The organism is Roseateles sp. P5_E4, assembly GCF_054049255.1.
Genome location: NZ_JBFUMS010000004.1, coordinates 44,810 through 61,018, shown reverse-complemented (window position 1 = coordinate 61,018; position 16,209 = coordinate 44,810). Strand labels below are relative to the sequence as shown.

Annotated in this window: 10 protein-coding genes; 4 read left to right on the top strand and 6 right to left on the bottom strand. The window is 68.3% G+C overall.

The window, feature by feature from the left end:
• Window positions 1-12: 12 nt before the first annotated feature.
• The 6 genes from ACXJLH_RS09330 to ACXJLH_RS09305 form a co-directional block, all read right to left on the bottom strand.
• Entirely contained in the window at window positions 13-885 is an 873-nt protein-coding gene (locus ACXJLH_RS09330; protein ID WP_457443646.1) for a spherulation-specific family 4 protein, read from the bottom strand.
• A gap of 23 nt (window positions 886-908) precedes the next feature.
• Window positions 909-2,840 (bottom strand): DUF4832 domain-containing protein, encoded by a 1,932-nt coding sequence (locus tag ACXJLH_RS09325; RefSeq protein WP_457443644.1) that lies wholly within the window; start codon window positions 2,838-2,840, stop codon window positions 909-911.
• A 123-nt stretch (window positions 2,841-2,963) separates the two neighbouring features.
• On the bottom strand, window positions 2,964-4,868 hold the full coding sequence (locus ACXJLH_RS09320) for an NPCBM/NEW2 domain-containing protein (RefSeq protein ID WP_457443642.1): 1,905 nt from the start codon (window positions 4,866-4,868) through the stop codon (window positions 2,964-2,966).
• On the bottom strand, window positions 4,865-7,549 hold the full coding sequence (locus ACXJLH_RS09315) for an alpha-galactosidase (protein ID WP_457443640.1): 2,685 nt from the start codon (window positions 7,547-7,549) through the stop codon (window positions 4,865-4,867). The genes ACXJLH_RS09320 and ACXJLH_RS09315 overlap by 4 nt, the downstream gene beginning before the upstream one ends.
• Complete coding sequence (locus ACXJLH_RS09310; RefSeq protein ID WP_457443638.1) at window positions 7,546-8,640, bottom strand: amidohydrolase family protein; 1,095 nt, start codon at window positions 8,638-8,640, stop codon at window positions 7,546-7,548. Before ACXJLH_RS09310 ends, ACXJLH_RS09315 begins: the two co-directional genes overlap by 4 nt.
• Window positions 8,640-11,471: a TonB-dependent receptor gene (locus ACXJLH_RS09305; RefSeq protein WP_457443637.1), complete on the bottom strand. Its 2,832-nt coding sequence runs from the start codon at window positions 11,469-11,471 to the stop codon at window positions 8,640-8,642. The genes ACXJLH_RS09310 and ACXJLH_RS09305 overlap by 1 nt, the downstream gene beginning before the upstream one ends.
• A gap of 381 nt (window positions 11,472-11,852) precedes the next feature.
• Here ACXJLH_RS09305 and ACXJLH_RS09300 point away from each other — a divergent pair, with 381 nt between their 5' ends.
• The 4 genes from ACXJLH_RS09300 to ACXJLH_RS09285 are packed head-to-tail and all read left to right on the top strand — an operon-like array spanning window position 11,853 to window position 16,176.
• Window positions 11,853-12,761, top strand: a complete 909-nt coding sequence (locus ACXJLH_RS09300) for an EamA family transporter (RefSeq protein ID WP_457443635.1) — start codon at window positions 11,853-11,855, stop codon at window positions 12,759-12,761.
• Window positions 12,758-14,041 (top strand): D-tagatose-bisphosphate aldolase, class II, non-catalytic subunit, encoded by a 1,284-nt coding sequence (locus tag ACXJLH_RS09295; RefSeq protein WP_457443633.1) that lies wholly within the window; start codon window positions 12,758-12,760, stop codon window positions 14,039-14,041. The genes ACXJLH_RS09300 and ACXJLH_RS09295 overlap by 4 nt, the downstream gene beginning before the upstream one ends.
• A 3-nt stretch (window positions 14,042-14,044) precedes the next feature.
• On the top strand, window positions 14,045-15,223 hold the full coding sequence (locus ACXJLH_RS09290) for an SIS domain-containing protein (RefSeq protein ID WP_457443631.1): 1,179 nt from the start codon (window positions 14,045-14,047) through the stop codon (window positions 15,221-15,223).
• A complete protein-coding gene (locus ACXJLH_RS09285; RefSeq protein WP_457443629.1) occupies window positions 15,220-16,176 on the top strand; it encodes an N-acetylglucosamine kinase in 957 nt (318 codons plus the stop codon). Before ACXJLH_RS09290 ends, ACXJLH_RS09285 begins: the two co-directional genes overlap by 4 nt.
• Window positions 16,177-16,209 lie beyond the last annotated feature (33 nt).

Below are 16,209 nucleotides of genomic sequence, written 5' to 3'. Positions count from 1 at the left end.
TCCTTCCTTTCCTCAGCAGCTGCCGCCGTTCTTCAGGCTGTTCAGGCACCAACGCTCCGAGCCAGAGAGGCTGTTGTTGCCCCAGTAGGTCGGCGTGTAGTTCCAGATCGGGCCGCCCCAGGGCAGGCTGGGGTTGTAGGTCATGCTCGTCGCGTAGACGTAGTTGGCCGCGCTGCCCTTGAGCGTCAAGCGCATCTCGGCCTGGGTGGCCGAGTGCACCAGCAGCCAGGTCTTCACGCCCAGCGATGCCGCCAGGCTCTGCACGCCGCCGTTGAGCCAGCTCGCCGCGGCCACGTAGTCGCTGTACTTGGCCTCGTAGATGACGAGGTGCTCGCCATAGCTGGCCGCGCTGACGAAGCAACTGCTGGCGCCCGGCCAGCCGGCGTTCCACACCACCGTGCCGCTGGTGCCGGTGGCCGCCATCTTGGCGCGCACGGCGCTGAACTTCGGCGGCGTGCCACTGCACTTCTGCGTGTCGGTCAGCGCCGCGTCGTCGAAGGCGGCCTCGTCGAAGAAGAAGCCATCCACGCCGCCCAGCGTCGTCTTGTAGGCGGTCAGGTTGGCGTTGATCGCGTTGTAGCGGGCCAGTTCGTCGGCGGTGTTGTAGTCGTAGCCGGTGGCCACATAGCCCAACACCTTGCCGCCCTGGGCGCGGATGTTGGCGATGACGGCCTTCCAGTTGGTGATCTGGCTGGCGGAGAGTCCGGTGGCGCCGCTGTTGGGGTTGATGACGACCTGGGTGCCGCTCGGGATCTGGCCGCCATAGGTGCTGGGCGTCTCGCCCCAGTAGGCCACCATGCCGAAGCCGGTCGGAGCGGCGCAGGCCAGCGTGGCGCCTAGGGTCAGCAGGCTCGCGGCGGCGAGCTTGATTTGGAAATTGGACATTCGTTTCTCCTGGAGAAGGTTGTTCACCGGACGGTCAGCGTCGTGCCGGCACGGAAGGCGCCCAGCGCCGCATCCCAGGCCTGGGCCTTGGCGGTGTTGTCCGCATTGGCAGGGCGCACGCTGTAGCGCACGTCGGCACTGAGCGATGCGGCGCCGTCTGGCAGGGCGAGCAGCACGTCGTAGGCGCCCGTCGGCGTTCCCGCCGGCACCGTGAAGCCCGCCGACACCGTGCTCGTCGTGTTGGGCAACCAGCTGCGCGGGTCGACCGCTGGCAGCGCGATGCGCACGACGGCGCCGGTGGTCTTGTGCTTGAGCAGCAGCTGCACCGCACGCGGGTTGAAGGCGCGCGCCCAACCGCTGTTGCGCACCGTGAGCAGGAGGGTGCCCGACTGCCCGGCCGTCACCGCATCGTTGTGGCGCAAGGTCGAGAGTTCGAAGCGGTAGCCCATGCTGCGCTTGACCTCCGCCATGCAGCCCTGCTGCTCCCACTTGGTGTGGAAGAGGTCGCGGTAGTAGTCGTTGTTCAGATAGGTCAGGCCGAACTGCTTGCCCTCGTTCAGGATGTCGGTGCAGCTGGTGCGCGGCACCGCGCCTTCCTCATCTGCAGGGTTGCAGGTCTCCGCGCCGAAGGGGGCGACGCGTGACAGCGAGGCCGTGTAGTTGCGCTCGCTCTGGCGCGTCGCAGCGTCCTCACTGTAGGTGCCGACGTCGGTGGCCGAGGCCATGAAGCAGTCGTTGTGCACGCCGATGCGCGAGGCCGCCGATCCGTCGCGCCAGCTCGGCACCTGCGGCGCCCACTGCATCAGGTAAGGCGGGTAACGCAGCTGCAGGAAGCGGTCGGCCGGCAGCGCATTCAGCAGCGCATCGCGGATCTGCGTGCGCGGGCTGGCGGCGGTGAGGTTGTTGGACGAGGTGTGCCACTCGCCCCAGGCGCCGATGAAACCGGCCTGCAGATAGGCGATGACATCGGCATTGGCCGTCAGCACCGGCTTGAGCTGGTCGATGTGGCCGAGCACACGCGTCAGCGGCGCATCCTTCACGTTCTGGTATTCGGTCTCGTTGGCCGGGTAGTTGTAGAGAAAGCGTGGCACCAGCTTCAGGCCGGCGCGGCGCGCGATCGCGAAGCGGTCCGAGAGCTGCGTGAGCAGGCTGGCGGGCAGCGGGGTGTTGGCATAGGCGTCCAGGCGCACTGCGGCATAGACGACTCGGTAGCCGGACTGGAACTGCGAATCCGCATCGGCCTGCGTCCACAGCAGCAGGTTGTCGGCGGCCCAGGTGTACATGCCCCGCTCGGGGTTGGCGATCTCGGCGGTGCTGACAGTGAAGCTGGTCTCGACCGGTGCAGGCGCTGGAGTCGGGGCTGGTGTGGGAGCGGGCGTGGGTGCCGGTGTCGGTGCGGGCGTGGGTGCGGGGGTCGGCGCCGGTGTGGGCGCAGGCGTGGGTGCCGGCGTAGGCGCTGCGAGCCGCCACGCCTGGTTCGCATCGCCACTCTTGCAGGTCGCGACCGAGAAACCAACCTGGGCCAGTTGAGTCGGCGCGGTCAGGCACAGGTTGTTGGCCGCCAGCTTGAGCTGGGCGGTCGAGCCGCCCGCCAGCGCCACCACCGAGAAGCGCTGGCCCGTCTGGCTGGGCTGGCAGGTGTTCAGCTCCACGAAGGACCCGGAGCTGGTGCCGGTGGCGGAGACGCACAGATTGGCCTGCGCGTTCTTGAGGGTGTAGGTGCTGCTGCCGGTGCTGACCGGCGTGAGGCTGAAGTCCTGCGCGGCGCTGCCATTGCAGGTTGCCAGGCGGATGTCCCAGGTGTCGACCTTGGTTTCCAGGCAGGCACCCAGGGGGTTGGACACCAGGGGCGCCGCGGTCGCGGCGACGGGCCAGGCAACGAGCAGGGCGAGCGGGAAGGTGAGCTGCAACCCCGCGCGAACGCGGGGCAAGGGACAGGGACGCATGGATGGCATCGGGTTCTCCTCATGAACGACGGAGCGCTGAACGGGAGGGGCCGGGCTGCGTCAGCGCGAGCGCAGCCGGGGCACCGGCGCGACCGGTGCCAAAAGGCGAGGGAAGAGAGTTGTGCTTGGCGACTACTCGATGCGAGCGTCGCCCCAGGTCACGACGACAGGGCCCGTGGTGTCGGCCCCGTGTTGGCGCGCGATCAGCTCGATCAGCTTCACGCCGCGCAGGTCGGCGCTGAGTTCGCGCGCCGGTTGGTTGAACTTGGTGGGCGTGGTGGCCGCGAGGCGGCGGCCATCACCCCAGACTTCGAAGCTGACCGCAGCGGTCTTGCCGCGCGTCGAGTCGTCCACGCCGACGCGGGCAACGAAGCGTTGCGAGCCGGCGGGCACCTGCACCTGCAGCCGCGAATCGGCCAGCACGCCGACGCCATGGCGGAAGGCCTGGCGCTGCACGCTGAGTGCCTGGTCATAGGGCGTCGAGTCGGCGCGCGGCGCGCCCCAGCCGGCGTAGGCCGGGCGGGTGCCGCCGTTGTCGGTGGTGGACCAGGACGCCAGCGCACGGTAGCCGATGGGATCCTGCTCCAGCGCTCGGATGCCGTCGCGCGCCACGTAGACGTTGCCAGGTCGCTCCGACACGTAATAGCCGCGCGGCAGCAGGTGCTTGCCGGTGGCGGTGAACAGCAGCGCCTCGCGCGGCTTCAGCTCGAACTCGCGCTTGTCCGTGAACGTGCCCGCATCGGCGCGAGCCCAGGCGTCGCGCAGCGCGACGGGTGCTGTCGCGTCCATCTTCAGGTGTTCGGCGGTCAGCGTGAACTTGGCGGCAGCACCCGTGCGGTTGAACAGCAGCACGGCCTTGCGTCCATCGGCCAAGCTCTTGACGAGGATCTGCCGGTCACTGTCGGCATAGGCGAGCACGCCCTGATGGCCGGCTGGGTCCTGGTTGATGGCGACGACCTCGGGTGCCTTCAGCACGTCGATGAGGGCGGGCGAGGCTTTCGACAGGTCGGTGCCGATCATCAGCGGCGCGGCAGCGATGGCCCACAAGCCCATGTGGGTACGGGCTTCGAGCAGGTGATTGCCGTCGAAGTCGCCGTTGCCGATCTCCAGCATGTCGGGGTCATTCCAGCGGCCCGGGCCGGCGTAGAACTCGCGCGTTGCCACGGTGTCGAAGTTGTGCACCATCTGCGAGAAGCTGGGCGCGATGTCGCGGCTCGTGCGCCACATCGTGCCCACCTCGGCGCCCCAGCTGCGGACATTGGCGGCGCCCCAGAGGCAGACCGACAGCACGTAGTCGCCACGCGGCCGCACGCTGCGCAACGCCTGCGTGACGCGACCGTACAGGGCGTGGGCGCCGTCCATGTCGGACTGGTTGGCATTGCCCTCGACGACCGTCGGCCCGAACTCGCGGAAGCGGCCCGACGTGACCGGGGGGCGGTCCTTGCCGTACGACGACAGCCCGCAGCCGTCCACCTTGATGAAGTCGAAGTTCCAGTCGCCGAAGTAGAGCGCGATGTCGCGCTCGACGTTGTCCATCAGCCCCACCTCCCGCTCGGCCTGGCTGCCTTCGGGCAGGTTGGGGCTGTCGGTGTTGTAGGCCTGCGAGCAGGCGTTGCGGCCGATGTCGGAGTACAGGCCGGCCTTCAGCCCCATCGCGTGGATCTTGTCAGTGAAGGGGCGCAGCGACGTGCCGGCCGCGCCGCCGGTGCCCGCGCTCGGGAACAGATTCGTGCGCACCTGCATGCGGCCGTCGCTCGCGCGGCGCTGCCGCCACCAGCCGTCGTCGATGTTGATGTTGCTGTAACCCGCCGCGGCCAGCCCGGTGTCGACGATGACCTGGGCCGAGTCAAGCACCCTCTGCTCCGTGAGGTCCATGTGGAAGGCATTCCAGCTCGACCAGCCCATCGGTGGCGTCGGCGCGCTGCCGACGCCCTGATGGGCCCAGCGGCCGGTGGAGGCCAGGGGTTGCTGCTGCGCATGGGCGGTGGCAAGGAGCAGGGTCAGGGCGAGGGTGATCGGGGCGAGGCGATGCTTCATACGGTGCGGGTCATCAGGCGGCCGAAGGCGGCGGGAAGGTGGAAGTCGGGCTCGGGCGTGTGCGTCGGGCTCCAGCTGGAGTAGACACGACCCCTACCCTGGCCTTCGACGCGGAACAGATTGAGCCGCCAGCCGTCCTCGGCACCGCCTGCACTCTGCATTGGCACGCCCAGCTCGGCCGTCCACACCTTGTGCTTGGCGTCGATGTGCGCCTTGGCCCGGCTCTCGCCAACGATGCGCTTCTTGCCCGAGGCCTCGACGGCGATCTCCAGCAGCAGGCCGTTGGGTGACACCTCGACCTCGCGATAGCTCTTCAGCCCTGCGCGGTCCGGCGCCTGCAGGAAGACTTCGACGACGTCACGCTCCCACAGCGGCCAGATGTCCGTCGCCGAGCCCGGGCGGTCGAAGGTGCTCAGCGCCTCGAACTTGCAGATGAAGCGCAGACAGAGCTGGCTTGGCGCCCGCAGCATTTGCACGCGGGTGGACTGCGGGCCGGCGAGCGCCTTACCCTGCCAGTCGTGGCGGAAGAAGGTGGCCGGCGCATCGGCCCATTGCGAGGCGAGCGGGAAGCCGTCGGCGCCGATTTGCGTGACCTTGCCGGCAAAGGCGACGGGCAGCGTGTCGGGCACTTCAGGCCGCGCTTCGATCAGCAGGCTGTGCGTGAAGCTCACGGGCAGCGTGGGTCTGTCGGCGGCGACTTTGCCCAGCTCTTTGCCTGTCACCGCGTCGCGCAGCGTCCAGCGGCCAGTACTCAGGCCGCGCAGGGTCACCGGGCCGTCCCAGCGCTCCGCATAGAACGCGTAATGCAGCGCCCCGCCCTGCTCCACAACATGCGTCTCGGGCTTGTCGAAGCCCAGGTCGTACAGCTCGCCACGGTAGCGGCCTTCGGCCAGGCGCTGGCGGTTGTACAGGTTCACCCACTGGCGCCAGTGCTGCTCGCGCTCGGGCGTCAGCAGGAAGGAGTCCTTGGGCTTGGGGTCCACCGGCCAAGTGAATTTGCTGGCGACGACGGCACCGATGCCGACGCTGGATGCGAAGTCATGCCCGCCCGTACTCAGCTCCACGTGGTCGCCCGCGTAGGCGGCCCAGGGGCCCATCAGCGCCTTCAGCGTCTTGCCCTTGTGGCGCACTTGCCAACTCGACAGCGGGTCGGACGCCGGCACCTGGTCCATGAAGGGCATGTTGTGGAAGGCATAGCCGGTGCCGCAGGGGCAGACCTCCACCACCGCTTCCGGGTTGGCCGCGTGGGCCGACGCGTGCATGACCTTGTAGAAGTCGGCGAGCTTTTCCACCGCGTCTTCTGGCCGCGCATGCTTGTGCGCGGGGTTGAAGCAAGGCGCCACGCCGTTGAGGTGTTGACCGTCGACCTTGAGGCCATCGAAACCCCAGTCGCCGATGATCTTCTTCACCGTGGCGGCCAGGCGGGCCTGCGTCTTCTCGTAGGCCGGGCAGAGGTAGAAGCTGTTCCACCACGTCACGTTCTGCACCGCGCCGTCCTTGTCCAGCAGCAGCAGGTCGGTGTGGTCGTGCAGCTCGTCGCTGCCGGGCGCCACGGCCAGCGGCGCAATCCACAGGCGCGCCTTCATGCCGCGGGCGTGGATGTCGGCGACGAGCGCCTTCATGTCGGCCTCGCCCTTGGGGAACTTGGCGAGGTCGGGTGTCCAGTCGCCGGTCTTGACCTGCCAGCCGTCGTCCAGCACCGCCCACCTGAAGCCCAGCTCCTGCACCTTGGGCAACGTGGCGCGCACATAGTCGAGCGAGAAGTCGCGCTCATAGCCCCAGGCGCACCACTGCGGCTCGTAGGCGCTCGATGGCGGCTCGGGGGCCACCAGGCCTTGCGCGGCCATGAGACGGCGGTAGCGGTCCAGCGGCACGAAGAAGTCGCCGCGGTGCACGGCGATGAAGCTGGGCGGCGTGGTGAGCGTGGCGCCGGGCGCCAACGTCTGCGGTGCGTCGCCGCGCAGAGAAATGTCGACCTGGTCGCCGCTGGCCTTCACGGGCAGCGCGACGAGCTGCGGGTGAAGGGCCAGATGGCCGACGGCCAGGCCGACATCCCGCCGCCAGACATCGACGACCGGCGTGCCACCGCCGTAGTCCGACGCATTCATGCCCATGAAGTTGCGCTGCTCGAAGCCGCGCTTGACAGGCTGCACCCAGTCGCGGCGGTCGGCGTGGCTGGCACCCGAATAGGTCCAGTAGCCACCGGCGTGGCGCGGCGCGGCGGCCAGGCGGTGGGCAGCGTTGACCCAGGCGTCGATGGCCAGCGGCTTGTCGCTCGTGTTGACATAGGCGACGTCCAGCAGTGCGACGCCGGGGTGCTCGTCCAGCAACGTGACGGTCACGCGCTTCTCGATGCCGTCGGAAGAGCGACCGACAAGGCGCAGCGTCTGGCCGGCGCCGAAAGGCGTGGTGGCCTTGCCAGGCTCGGCCTGCTTCAGCGCAAAGCGTGCCAGCGCCTTGCCCTTAACGACCAGATGCTCACTGGCATCAAAGCCCGTCAACTCGACCGGCAGCTTGCCCAGCAGGCTGACGACGCGGCGGCGCATCTGCTCATCGAACTGCAGCGACAGCGCGCCGTCCTGCACGCGCACATGGCCCTTGCCCTCAGCTCGGGCAAGCGGCAACTGCGTGGCCAGTGGCGCAGCGCCCAGCCACTGCAGAAACGCCCGTCGTGCCGTCATCGCTTGCCGCCCCAGGCCGTGGGGAATGTCCGCTCGGCGTTCAGGTGGTAAAGCTTGTCGACGACCTCACGCGGCAGCGCGAGCCCCTTCACCGGCTTGTCGAGGTCGGCCACCTTGAAGCTGTCAGCGGTGTTGAAGTAGCGCCAGTGCATGCGCCACACGCCCTCAGCCTCGCGGGCCAGCGCGGTGCCGTCCTGGTCGGGCGCCTGCGACATGTCGCTGCCGTACATGACGCGGTCCTGGTATTTGATGAAGAAGCGGCGCACCCGCTCGCGGTCCTTCTGGCTCTGGTATTGCAGCTGGCCGATGCGCGCGGCGACGTCCACCACGGCATTGGGGAACCGGTCGAGGAAGGCGGCCAGCTCGTCCACGTTGCGCTCCAGCGAGGCCAGGTGCACGCCGACGAAACGCAGGCCCGGATGCGCGGCCACCATGCGGTCGCGCGCGGCCATCTGGGCTTCCCAGCTGGGCATCTCGGGGCGCAGGGCCATGTGGTACTGCGGGTGCGCCTTGAAGTACTCGCGGTCATTGTTGACCGTCATCTGCTCGAGCGGCAGCCAGCAGTTGTGCGGCTCGCCCTGGTGGCCCAGCAGCGGGATGCCCTGTTTGGCGAAGTCGTCGAACAGCGGCGCGAAGCGGGCGTCGTCGATCATCACCAGCTTGCCGTCGACACCCCGCAGGCCCATGCCGATGTTCTTCCACACCTTCACACCGACGGCGCCGGCCTTCATGGCCGCCGCGATGCGCTGGCGCGTGGCGGGAAGCCATGCAGGTTGGTCCGAACCGTCCACCGAGAAGCTGGCCGCCCAGGCCACGTCCTTGGGGAACTGCTTCTGCAGCTCGATCGCCACGCGCTGCTGATCGCCCAGCGGCGGGAAGTCGGGGTAGTCGACGTTGATCGTCAGCACCTTGAACTTCTGGCGCTTGGCCGCCGCCATGAAGGCCGGCGCGGGGTTGTGCAGATGCAGGTGGGTGTCGATCTTCACGACACGGCTGTAGTCGGCCATCGTGTAGCTGGGCTCGGCCGCCATCGCCGGCAAAAAAGCCGCCCCGGCAAGCAGGGCGGCAACGGAGGAGACAAGGTGTCGCATCAGAACTTTATAGAGGCGCCGACCGTGAACGAGCGGCCATAACGGTAATAGCCCTGAGGCAGCTTCACGCTGTCGTTGCCCAGCGTGTACTCCTGCGTCGCATCGGTCAGGTTGTTGCCTTCGATGCTCAGGCGCAGCCACTTGTTGACCTCGTAGGCGATCTGGGCCGTCGCCCAGGTCACGGCCTTGGCGCGCTCGTTGAAGCCGGCGCCCAGCACGTTGGTGGCGGTGACGAAGGCGTCGGTGTGGTCGGCCGTGGCGCTCATGCTCCACGGGCCCTTCTCGTACAGCAGGCCGAGCGACGACGTGGCCGGCGCGATGCCTTCCAGCGCACGCTCCTCGCCGCCCACCCAGCTGCGCGACTTGTTGCGCGTGTACTGCGCTCGCACGCCGAAGCCGTTGTCGAACAGGTGTTGCAGGCCGATCTCGAAGCCGCGCGCGGTGGCCTTGTCGCCATTGATGGGGCGGCTGACATTGAACAGCCGGCCGCCCGGCGCGCCGATGTTCTGCCCCGTCAGGTACTCGCTGGTGATCTGGTTCTTGATGTTCTTCTGGTAGACGGCGAAGTTCAGGGCCGAGTCCTTGGCGTAGTACCACTCCAGCGACACATCGGCCTGGCGGGCGCTGTAGGGTTTGAGGTTGGCGTTGCCGCCGAACACCTGCGTGAAGTCGCCCCAGGAGATGCTCTGCGTCGTGCTCGTCGGCGCCAGCTTGTCCACCGACGGGCGGGCCATGGTCTTGGCCGCGCCCAGGCGCAGTTGCAGATCGTTGGTGATCAGCCAGGTGAAGTTGACCGACGGCAGCGCGAAGTTGTAGCTCGACTCCTGCTGCAGAACGGAAGGTGGCGCGTAGACGGCCGTGTAGTTGAACGCGCCGTTCTCGATGATGTCGACGATCTTGGCGTCCCAGGCCTGGGAGGTGGTCTTGGTCTTCACGAAGCGCACGCCGACATCCGCGTTCCAGCCGTCACCCGACAGGTCTGCTTGCACGAAGGCGGTGGTCGTCTTCTCCGTCACGCGGTAGCTCTCCAGCGGGTTCCAGGCCGGCGCCGCCTTGCTGAAGTCGTAAGTGCCGCCGCCCGGGCGGGGCTTGCCGTCGTAGGCCTGCAGCGCTTGCAGGTAGGTGTTGATGTCGAAGCCCAGGAAGCTGCGCGGAAAGTTGCCGCTGACGCCGTCCATGAAGCCGGACGGGCTCAACGTCTGGTTGATGACATTGCCGCCCAGCGCGCCGACGTTGATGGCGTTGGCGCCCGAGTAGTGGCCGTCGCCCGCGTTGAAGGCGTTGTTGATGAGGTCGCGCGACTTCTTGCGGTTGGTCTGGCTGAGGCCGAACTTCAGCTGGTCGATGTAGAAGCGGTCCAGCTTCCACTCGAGATTGCCGGTGGCGCCATCGATCTTGTCATCGATGTTGTCGCCGGCCAGGCTGAAGTAGTGGGTGTTGAAGTCACTGGCCTTGAACAGGCCTTGCGCCAGGCCGGTCTGCAGGTCGCGGCCGTCGGTGAAAGTGGTCTTCACATCGGGCACAGCCGCCCCCGTCAGCTGGATGCGCGTGACATTGGGCTGGTTCATGCGCAGCACGACATAGCTGTCGTTGCCGCCGGAGTGGCGCTTGGAGGTGGACTTGTAGATGTCACCCGTCGCTTTCAGCGTGGGCGAGATCTTCCATTCCGCGTTGGCACCGTACATCGCGGTGTCCACCACGCGGTACTCGGTCTTGTTCAGCAGCTCGGGGTTGAGCGCCATCTCCGGGTCGGGGTTGGCCAGCGTGAAGTCGGTGACCACGCCGTTGGTGATCTTCATGTTGGACCAGCGGCCCGGCGCGTACAGCGGATAGAAGGACAGCTGGTAGCCGACCTGCGGCGAGTCCAGCCGCGTCTTGAAGCCGTCGACGACGACCTTCACGTCGCTGCTGGGCCGCCACTCGACCTTGCCGGAGAGCGCCATGCGCTCCTTCTTCTCCATGATGGTGCCGAAGCGGAACTGGCCCGGACCGATCAGGCCTTCCTCGTCGGGGTCCAGCTGCCCGTTGCCGTTGGGGTCGATGGCGCCACCCCAGGTGTTGCCCCAGGGCCAGAAAAGCTCCGGCTTGTTCGGCGCCGGGTTGCGCGACCAGCCGCCATCATTGCCGGCCGTGTCGGTGCGCACATCGCGCTTCGCATACACCACACCGAGCAACACGCCCACCTGGTCGCCGAAGGTGTTGCTGTAGGTGCCCGACAGCTTGGTGCCGTTCAGGCTGCTCATCTGGTTGCGGTCGGCCTCCACGCGCAGCAGGCCGCGCTGGCCCTTCTGGTCGAAGGGGCTGGCCGAGCGCAGGTTCACCAGGCCGCCAATGGCACCTTCGACGAGGGAAGCCTGCGCGGACTTGACGACGTCGGCGCCGCTGATGACGTCGGCCGGCAGCACGTCATAGGCAAAGTAGCGGCCGGCGCTGTCGGTGCCCAGCAGGCGGCTATTGAAGGTCGTGATCGTGTACTCGGGCCCCAGGCCGCGGATGCTGACTTTCTGGCCTTCGCCACCCGCCGTGCGCGAGATGGACACGCCGGTGATGTGGCTCAGCGAATCGGCCACGTTGTTGTCGGGGAAGCGGCCCAGCTCGGTCGCGCTGATGCTGTCCTGCACGCCGGCGGCGTTGCGCTTGAGCGCGAGGGACTTCTGCAGGCTGGCGCGGGTGCCGGTCACTTCGACGCGATCCAGCGTGTTGTCGGTCTCGGCTTTGGCGGCCTCCTGGGCCCAGGCCGGGGCGACGGCACCGAAGGCGGTCAAGGCCACCAGGCCAGCCAGCGTCAGCGGGTGCAGCGCGAAACAACGGGGTTGCAGGCGAGGACTCATCGAACAGTTCCTTTGATCTTGTGTGTCGGGGCTGCCATCAGGGCAGCACGATGTCATCTGCTTTGGATGCCGGGGGCAGCTCTCCCCGGTGCGGTGTGCCGGCTCCTCGGATGCCCCTCGAACCGGCTTGACGCAAGTCTACGAATTCTTTCGTTTGATTTCGTATAGAGTTTTCACGGATGCCGAATGCTTTCGATGAATCATGCCACGAAAGGCTTCCGCAGAGCTGACATAGAGAGTCGGCCCGAGCTATACGGCATTTCGCCCCTCACATGCGGGATTTGATATACGAAAGAGCTTTCGCCGTTGTGTTTTCGTTTTTGTTCGTTTATGCTTTCGCTCGAAAGTCACAAAGACATCGCAGACATAGAAAGACGACCCATGCAGAGCAACTGGCTCACGTACACGCTGATCACGACCCTGCTCTGGGGCGTCTGGGGCGCCTTCGCCGGGCTGCCTTCGGAACACGGCTTTCCGGACACCCTGATCTACGTCGTGTGGGCGCTGACCATGATTCCGCCCGCCGTCATCGTGCTGGCACGCAGTGGCTGGCGCATCGAGCGCGACCGCCGTTCCGTGGTGCTCGGCCTGACCGTGGGCCTGCTGGGCGCGGGCGGCCAGATGCTGCTGTTCCGCGCGGTGCAGTCCGGCCCGGCCTACCTCATCTTCCCGATCGTGTCGCTGTCGCCGGCGCTGACGATCGCCCTGTCCTTCGGCCTGCTGGGCGAGCGCACCGGGCGCCTGGGCATGACCGGCATCGCACTGGCGCTGTGCTCGCTGCCGCTGTTCGACCTGCAGCTCGGCCAGGGTGGCGCCGGACTCGGCACCTGGTTCCTGCTGGCCCTCATCGTGCTGGTGGCCTGGGGCCTGCAGGCTTACTTCATCAAGCTGGCCAATGCGGGCAGCAGCGCCGAAAGCATCTTCTTCTACATGACCGTCGGTGCCCTGGCCTGCGTGCCGGTGGCGCTGGCGATGACCGACTTCTCCCAGCCCATCAACTGGGGCTGGCAAGGCCCCGGCCTGGCGGCCGTGACGCAGGTGCTGAACGCCATCGGCGCGCTGACCCTGGTCTACGCCTTCCGCTACGGCAAGGCCATGGTGGTGTCGCCGCTGGTCAATGCCGGCGCGCCGCTGCTGACGGCGGTGCTGTCCATGGCCCTCAGCGGCACCGCACCCAGCGGCAGCAAGCTGGCCGGCGTCGCGCTGGCGCTGCTCGCTGCACTGCTATTGGCACTGCAACCCGAAACCCCTTCTTCCTCTTCCCAACCCGTTCAAGGAGACGCCGCATGAAGCTCATGCTCGACCTCGTGCGCCGCCACAAGCAAGCCGCCGCCGGCGACACCGCCATTGGCATCCCGTCCGTCTGCTCCGCCCATCCCGTCGTCATCGCCGCCACGCTGCGCGAATGCGCCGCGCAAGGCCGGCCAGCCCTCATCGAGGCCACGTCCAACCAGGTCAACCAGGACGGCGGCTACACCGGCATGACGCCGCTGGACTTCCGCCGCTACGTGATGGACATGGCCGCGCTCGAGGGCCTGGCGCCCGAGCTGCTGCTGCTGGGCGGCGATCACCTCGGCCCCAATGCCTGGCGCAAGCTGCCCGCCGAGGCCGCCATGGCCAAGGCCGAGGTCATGGTGGCGCAGTATGTGAGCGCAGGCTTTCGCAAGATCCATCTCGATTGCTCGATGAGCTGCGCCGGCGACCCGGTGCCGCTGCCCGAACCCGAGATCGCCGCCCGCGCCGTTCGCCTGTGCCGCGCCGCCGAGCAGGCGTGGCGGGACGCACCCGACCGTGGCGATCCGCCGGTCTACGTCATCGGCACCGAAGTGCCCGTGCCCGGCGGCGCGCATGAAGACCTGGGCGAACTGGCCGTCACATCGCCTGAGGCCGCCGCCTCCACGCTGGAACTGCACCGCAACGCCTTCGCCCGCGCGGGGCTGGACCTGGCCTGGGAACGCGTCGTCGCCATGGTCGTGCAGCCCGGCGTGGAGTTTGACCACCACAAGGTCATCGACTACCGCCCCGAGAAGGCGCGGGCCTTGAGCGCCTTCATTGAGAGCCAGCCCGGCCTCGTCTTCGAAGCCCACTCGACCGACTACCAGACCCCCGAGCGCCTGGCCCAGCTGGCCCGCGACCACTTCGCCATCCTCAAGGTCGGCCCGGGCGTGACCTTCGCGTTGCGCGAGACGCTGTGGGCCCTGGCCGCCGTCGAGCGCGAATGGGTGGGCCAGGGCGAAGGCCTCGTCAACACCGTGCTCGACGTGATGCGCGCCGAGCCGGAGCATTGGCGCGGCTACTACCAGGACCCGGCGCGGCTGAACGTCGACTTGGCCTACTCGCTGAGCGACCGCATTCGCTACTACTGGGCCCACCCCGCCGTGCGCGAGGCCTGCCGGACCATGCTGGCCCGCCTGGATGCTGCGCCGCCGCCGCTGACGCTGTTGAGCCAGTACCTGCCGCGCCAGTACGAGGCGGTGCGCGACGGCCGCATCACCATCGGCACCGATTCCCTGCTGCGCGACGGCACTGTCCAAGCCCTGCGCCCCTATCTGCACGCCTGCGCCGCCTGAACCATGACCCTGCTTCACCTCGACCCCACCGACCTCGACCACCGCGGCGCCGCGCACACGGCACGCGAGATCGCTCACCAGCCTGCGGTCTGGCAGACGGTCCACGATCAACTGCAGGCCGAGCGCCCGGCGCTCGACGCCTTCCTGAACCCGCTGCTCGCTCTGCCCCAGCTGCGCATCGTGCTGACCGGCGCCGGCAGCTCGTCCTTCATCGGCCAGTGCCTCGCACCGTCCCTGCTGAAGTTGCTCGGCCAGAGCCCCGGCATCCGCGTCGAGGCGGTGGCCACGACCGACATCGTCTCCAGCCCCGAGCAATGCCTGCAGCCCGAGGTGCCGACCCTGCTCGTCTCCTTCGCCCGCTCCGGCAACAGCCCGGAAAGCCTGGCTGCGGTGGAGCTGGCCGACCGCTTCGTCAAGACCTGCCACCACCTCGTCATCACCTGCGCCGCCGACGGCACGCTGAACCGCCGCATGGCCGGCCAGGCCAGCGCCAAGGTGCTGCTGCTGCCCGACGAGACCAACGACCGTGCCTTCGCCATGACGTCCAGCTTCAGCGGCATGCTGCTGGCCGCCGCCTGGGCCTTCGGCCTGCCCCTGGCCCCGGTGACAGCGCTGGCGCAGGCCGCCGCCACCTTGGTGGCCTCTGAAAGCGATCGCCTCTACGCGCTGACGGACGTGCCCTTCGAGCGCATCGTCTTCCTTGGCAGCAACACCCTGCTGGGCCTGGCGCGCGAGGCCGCGTTGAAGATGCTGGAGCTGACCGACGGCAAGCTCGTCGCGATGGCCGACTCGACGCTGGGCTTTCGCCACGGTCCCAAGACCATCCTGAACGACAAGACGCTGGTCGTCATCATCCTGTCCAACGACCCATACACCCGCCAGTACGACCTCGACCTGGTGCGCGAACTGCGCCAGCAAGGCCCGGCCCGCGTGCTTGCCCTGCGCACCAGCGCGCTCAACGGTGCCGAGGCCGCGCATGCCGACGACGTGACCCTGGCCCTGCCGGCCAGCGCCCCCGACCTGGCGCTGGCGCCGGTGGCCCTGGTGTTCGCGCAATGCCTGGCCCTGCTCGCCTCGCTGCAGCTCGGCATCACGCCCGACAACCCCAGCGCCTCGGGCACCGTGACCCGCGTCGTCAGCGGTGTCACCATCCACCCCGTGAACCAGCAGCGGCACCCATGAGCGGACTTTTCCTCGGCATCGACGGCGGCGGCACCAAGACCGCCTTCGTCCTCGTGGACGAGATCGGCCGCCTGCTCGCCCGCCACGAGTCGACGACGAGCTACTACATCGAGATCGGCTTCGACGCGCTGCGGGCCCTGCTGCGCGACGGCGTGCAAGCGGCGCTGCGACAGGCGGGCGTGTCGGCCAGCGACGTAAGCTACACCTTCGCCGGCCTGCCCGCGCATGGCGAGGACAGCGAACTGCTCGCCACCTTCGACGCGTTGCTCACCGGCGTGGTGCCGCACAGCCGCGTCGGCAACGACATGATCTGCAGCTGGGCCGGCTCGCTGGCCGGCGCCGACGGCATCAGCCTTGTCGCCGGCACTGGCTCCATCGCCTATGGCGAATGGATGGGCCGCGGCGCGCGCTGCGGCGGTTGGGGCGAGGTCTTCGGCGACGAAGGCTCGGCCCATTGGCTGGCGCGCGAGGTGCTGGCCCTGTTCTCGCGCATGGCCGACTGCCGCACCGAGCCCGGCCCGCTGCTCGGCCTGGTGCGCGAGCATTTCGAACTGAAGCACGACCTCGACCTTTGCGGCGAGATCAACGGCAGCGCGGCGCGCAGCGAGTTCGCCCAGGTCGCCCGCCTGGCCACAGCCGCCGCCCACGCGGGCGACGTGCTGGCCCGCCAGCTACTCGTGCGTGCGGGGGATGAGCTGGCCGCTCTCGCCGCCGGCGCGGCGCGAAGTCTCGGTGTTACCGCCATTCAGGCGGTGCCGGTGTCCTACTCCGGCGGCGTGTTCGCGGCCGGCGAGCTGGTGCTGGGGCCGCTGCAGGCGGCGCTCGCGCGACGTCTGCCGGGGTCGGTGCTGAAGACGCCGCGCTTCGGGCCCGAACTCGGCGCGGCTCTGTATGCGGCGCGCCTGGCCGGCCGGCCGTTAGCGCCCGAGGCGCTGGCCAGGTTGGACAGCTAAGCCGTCGATATCATTCGAAAGTCGGCCCCGCCT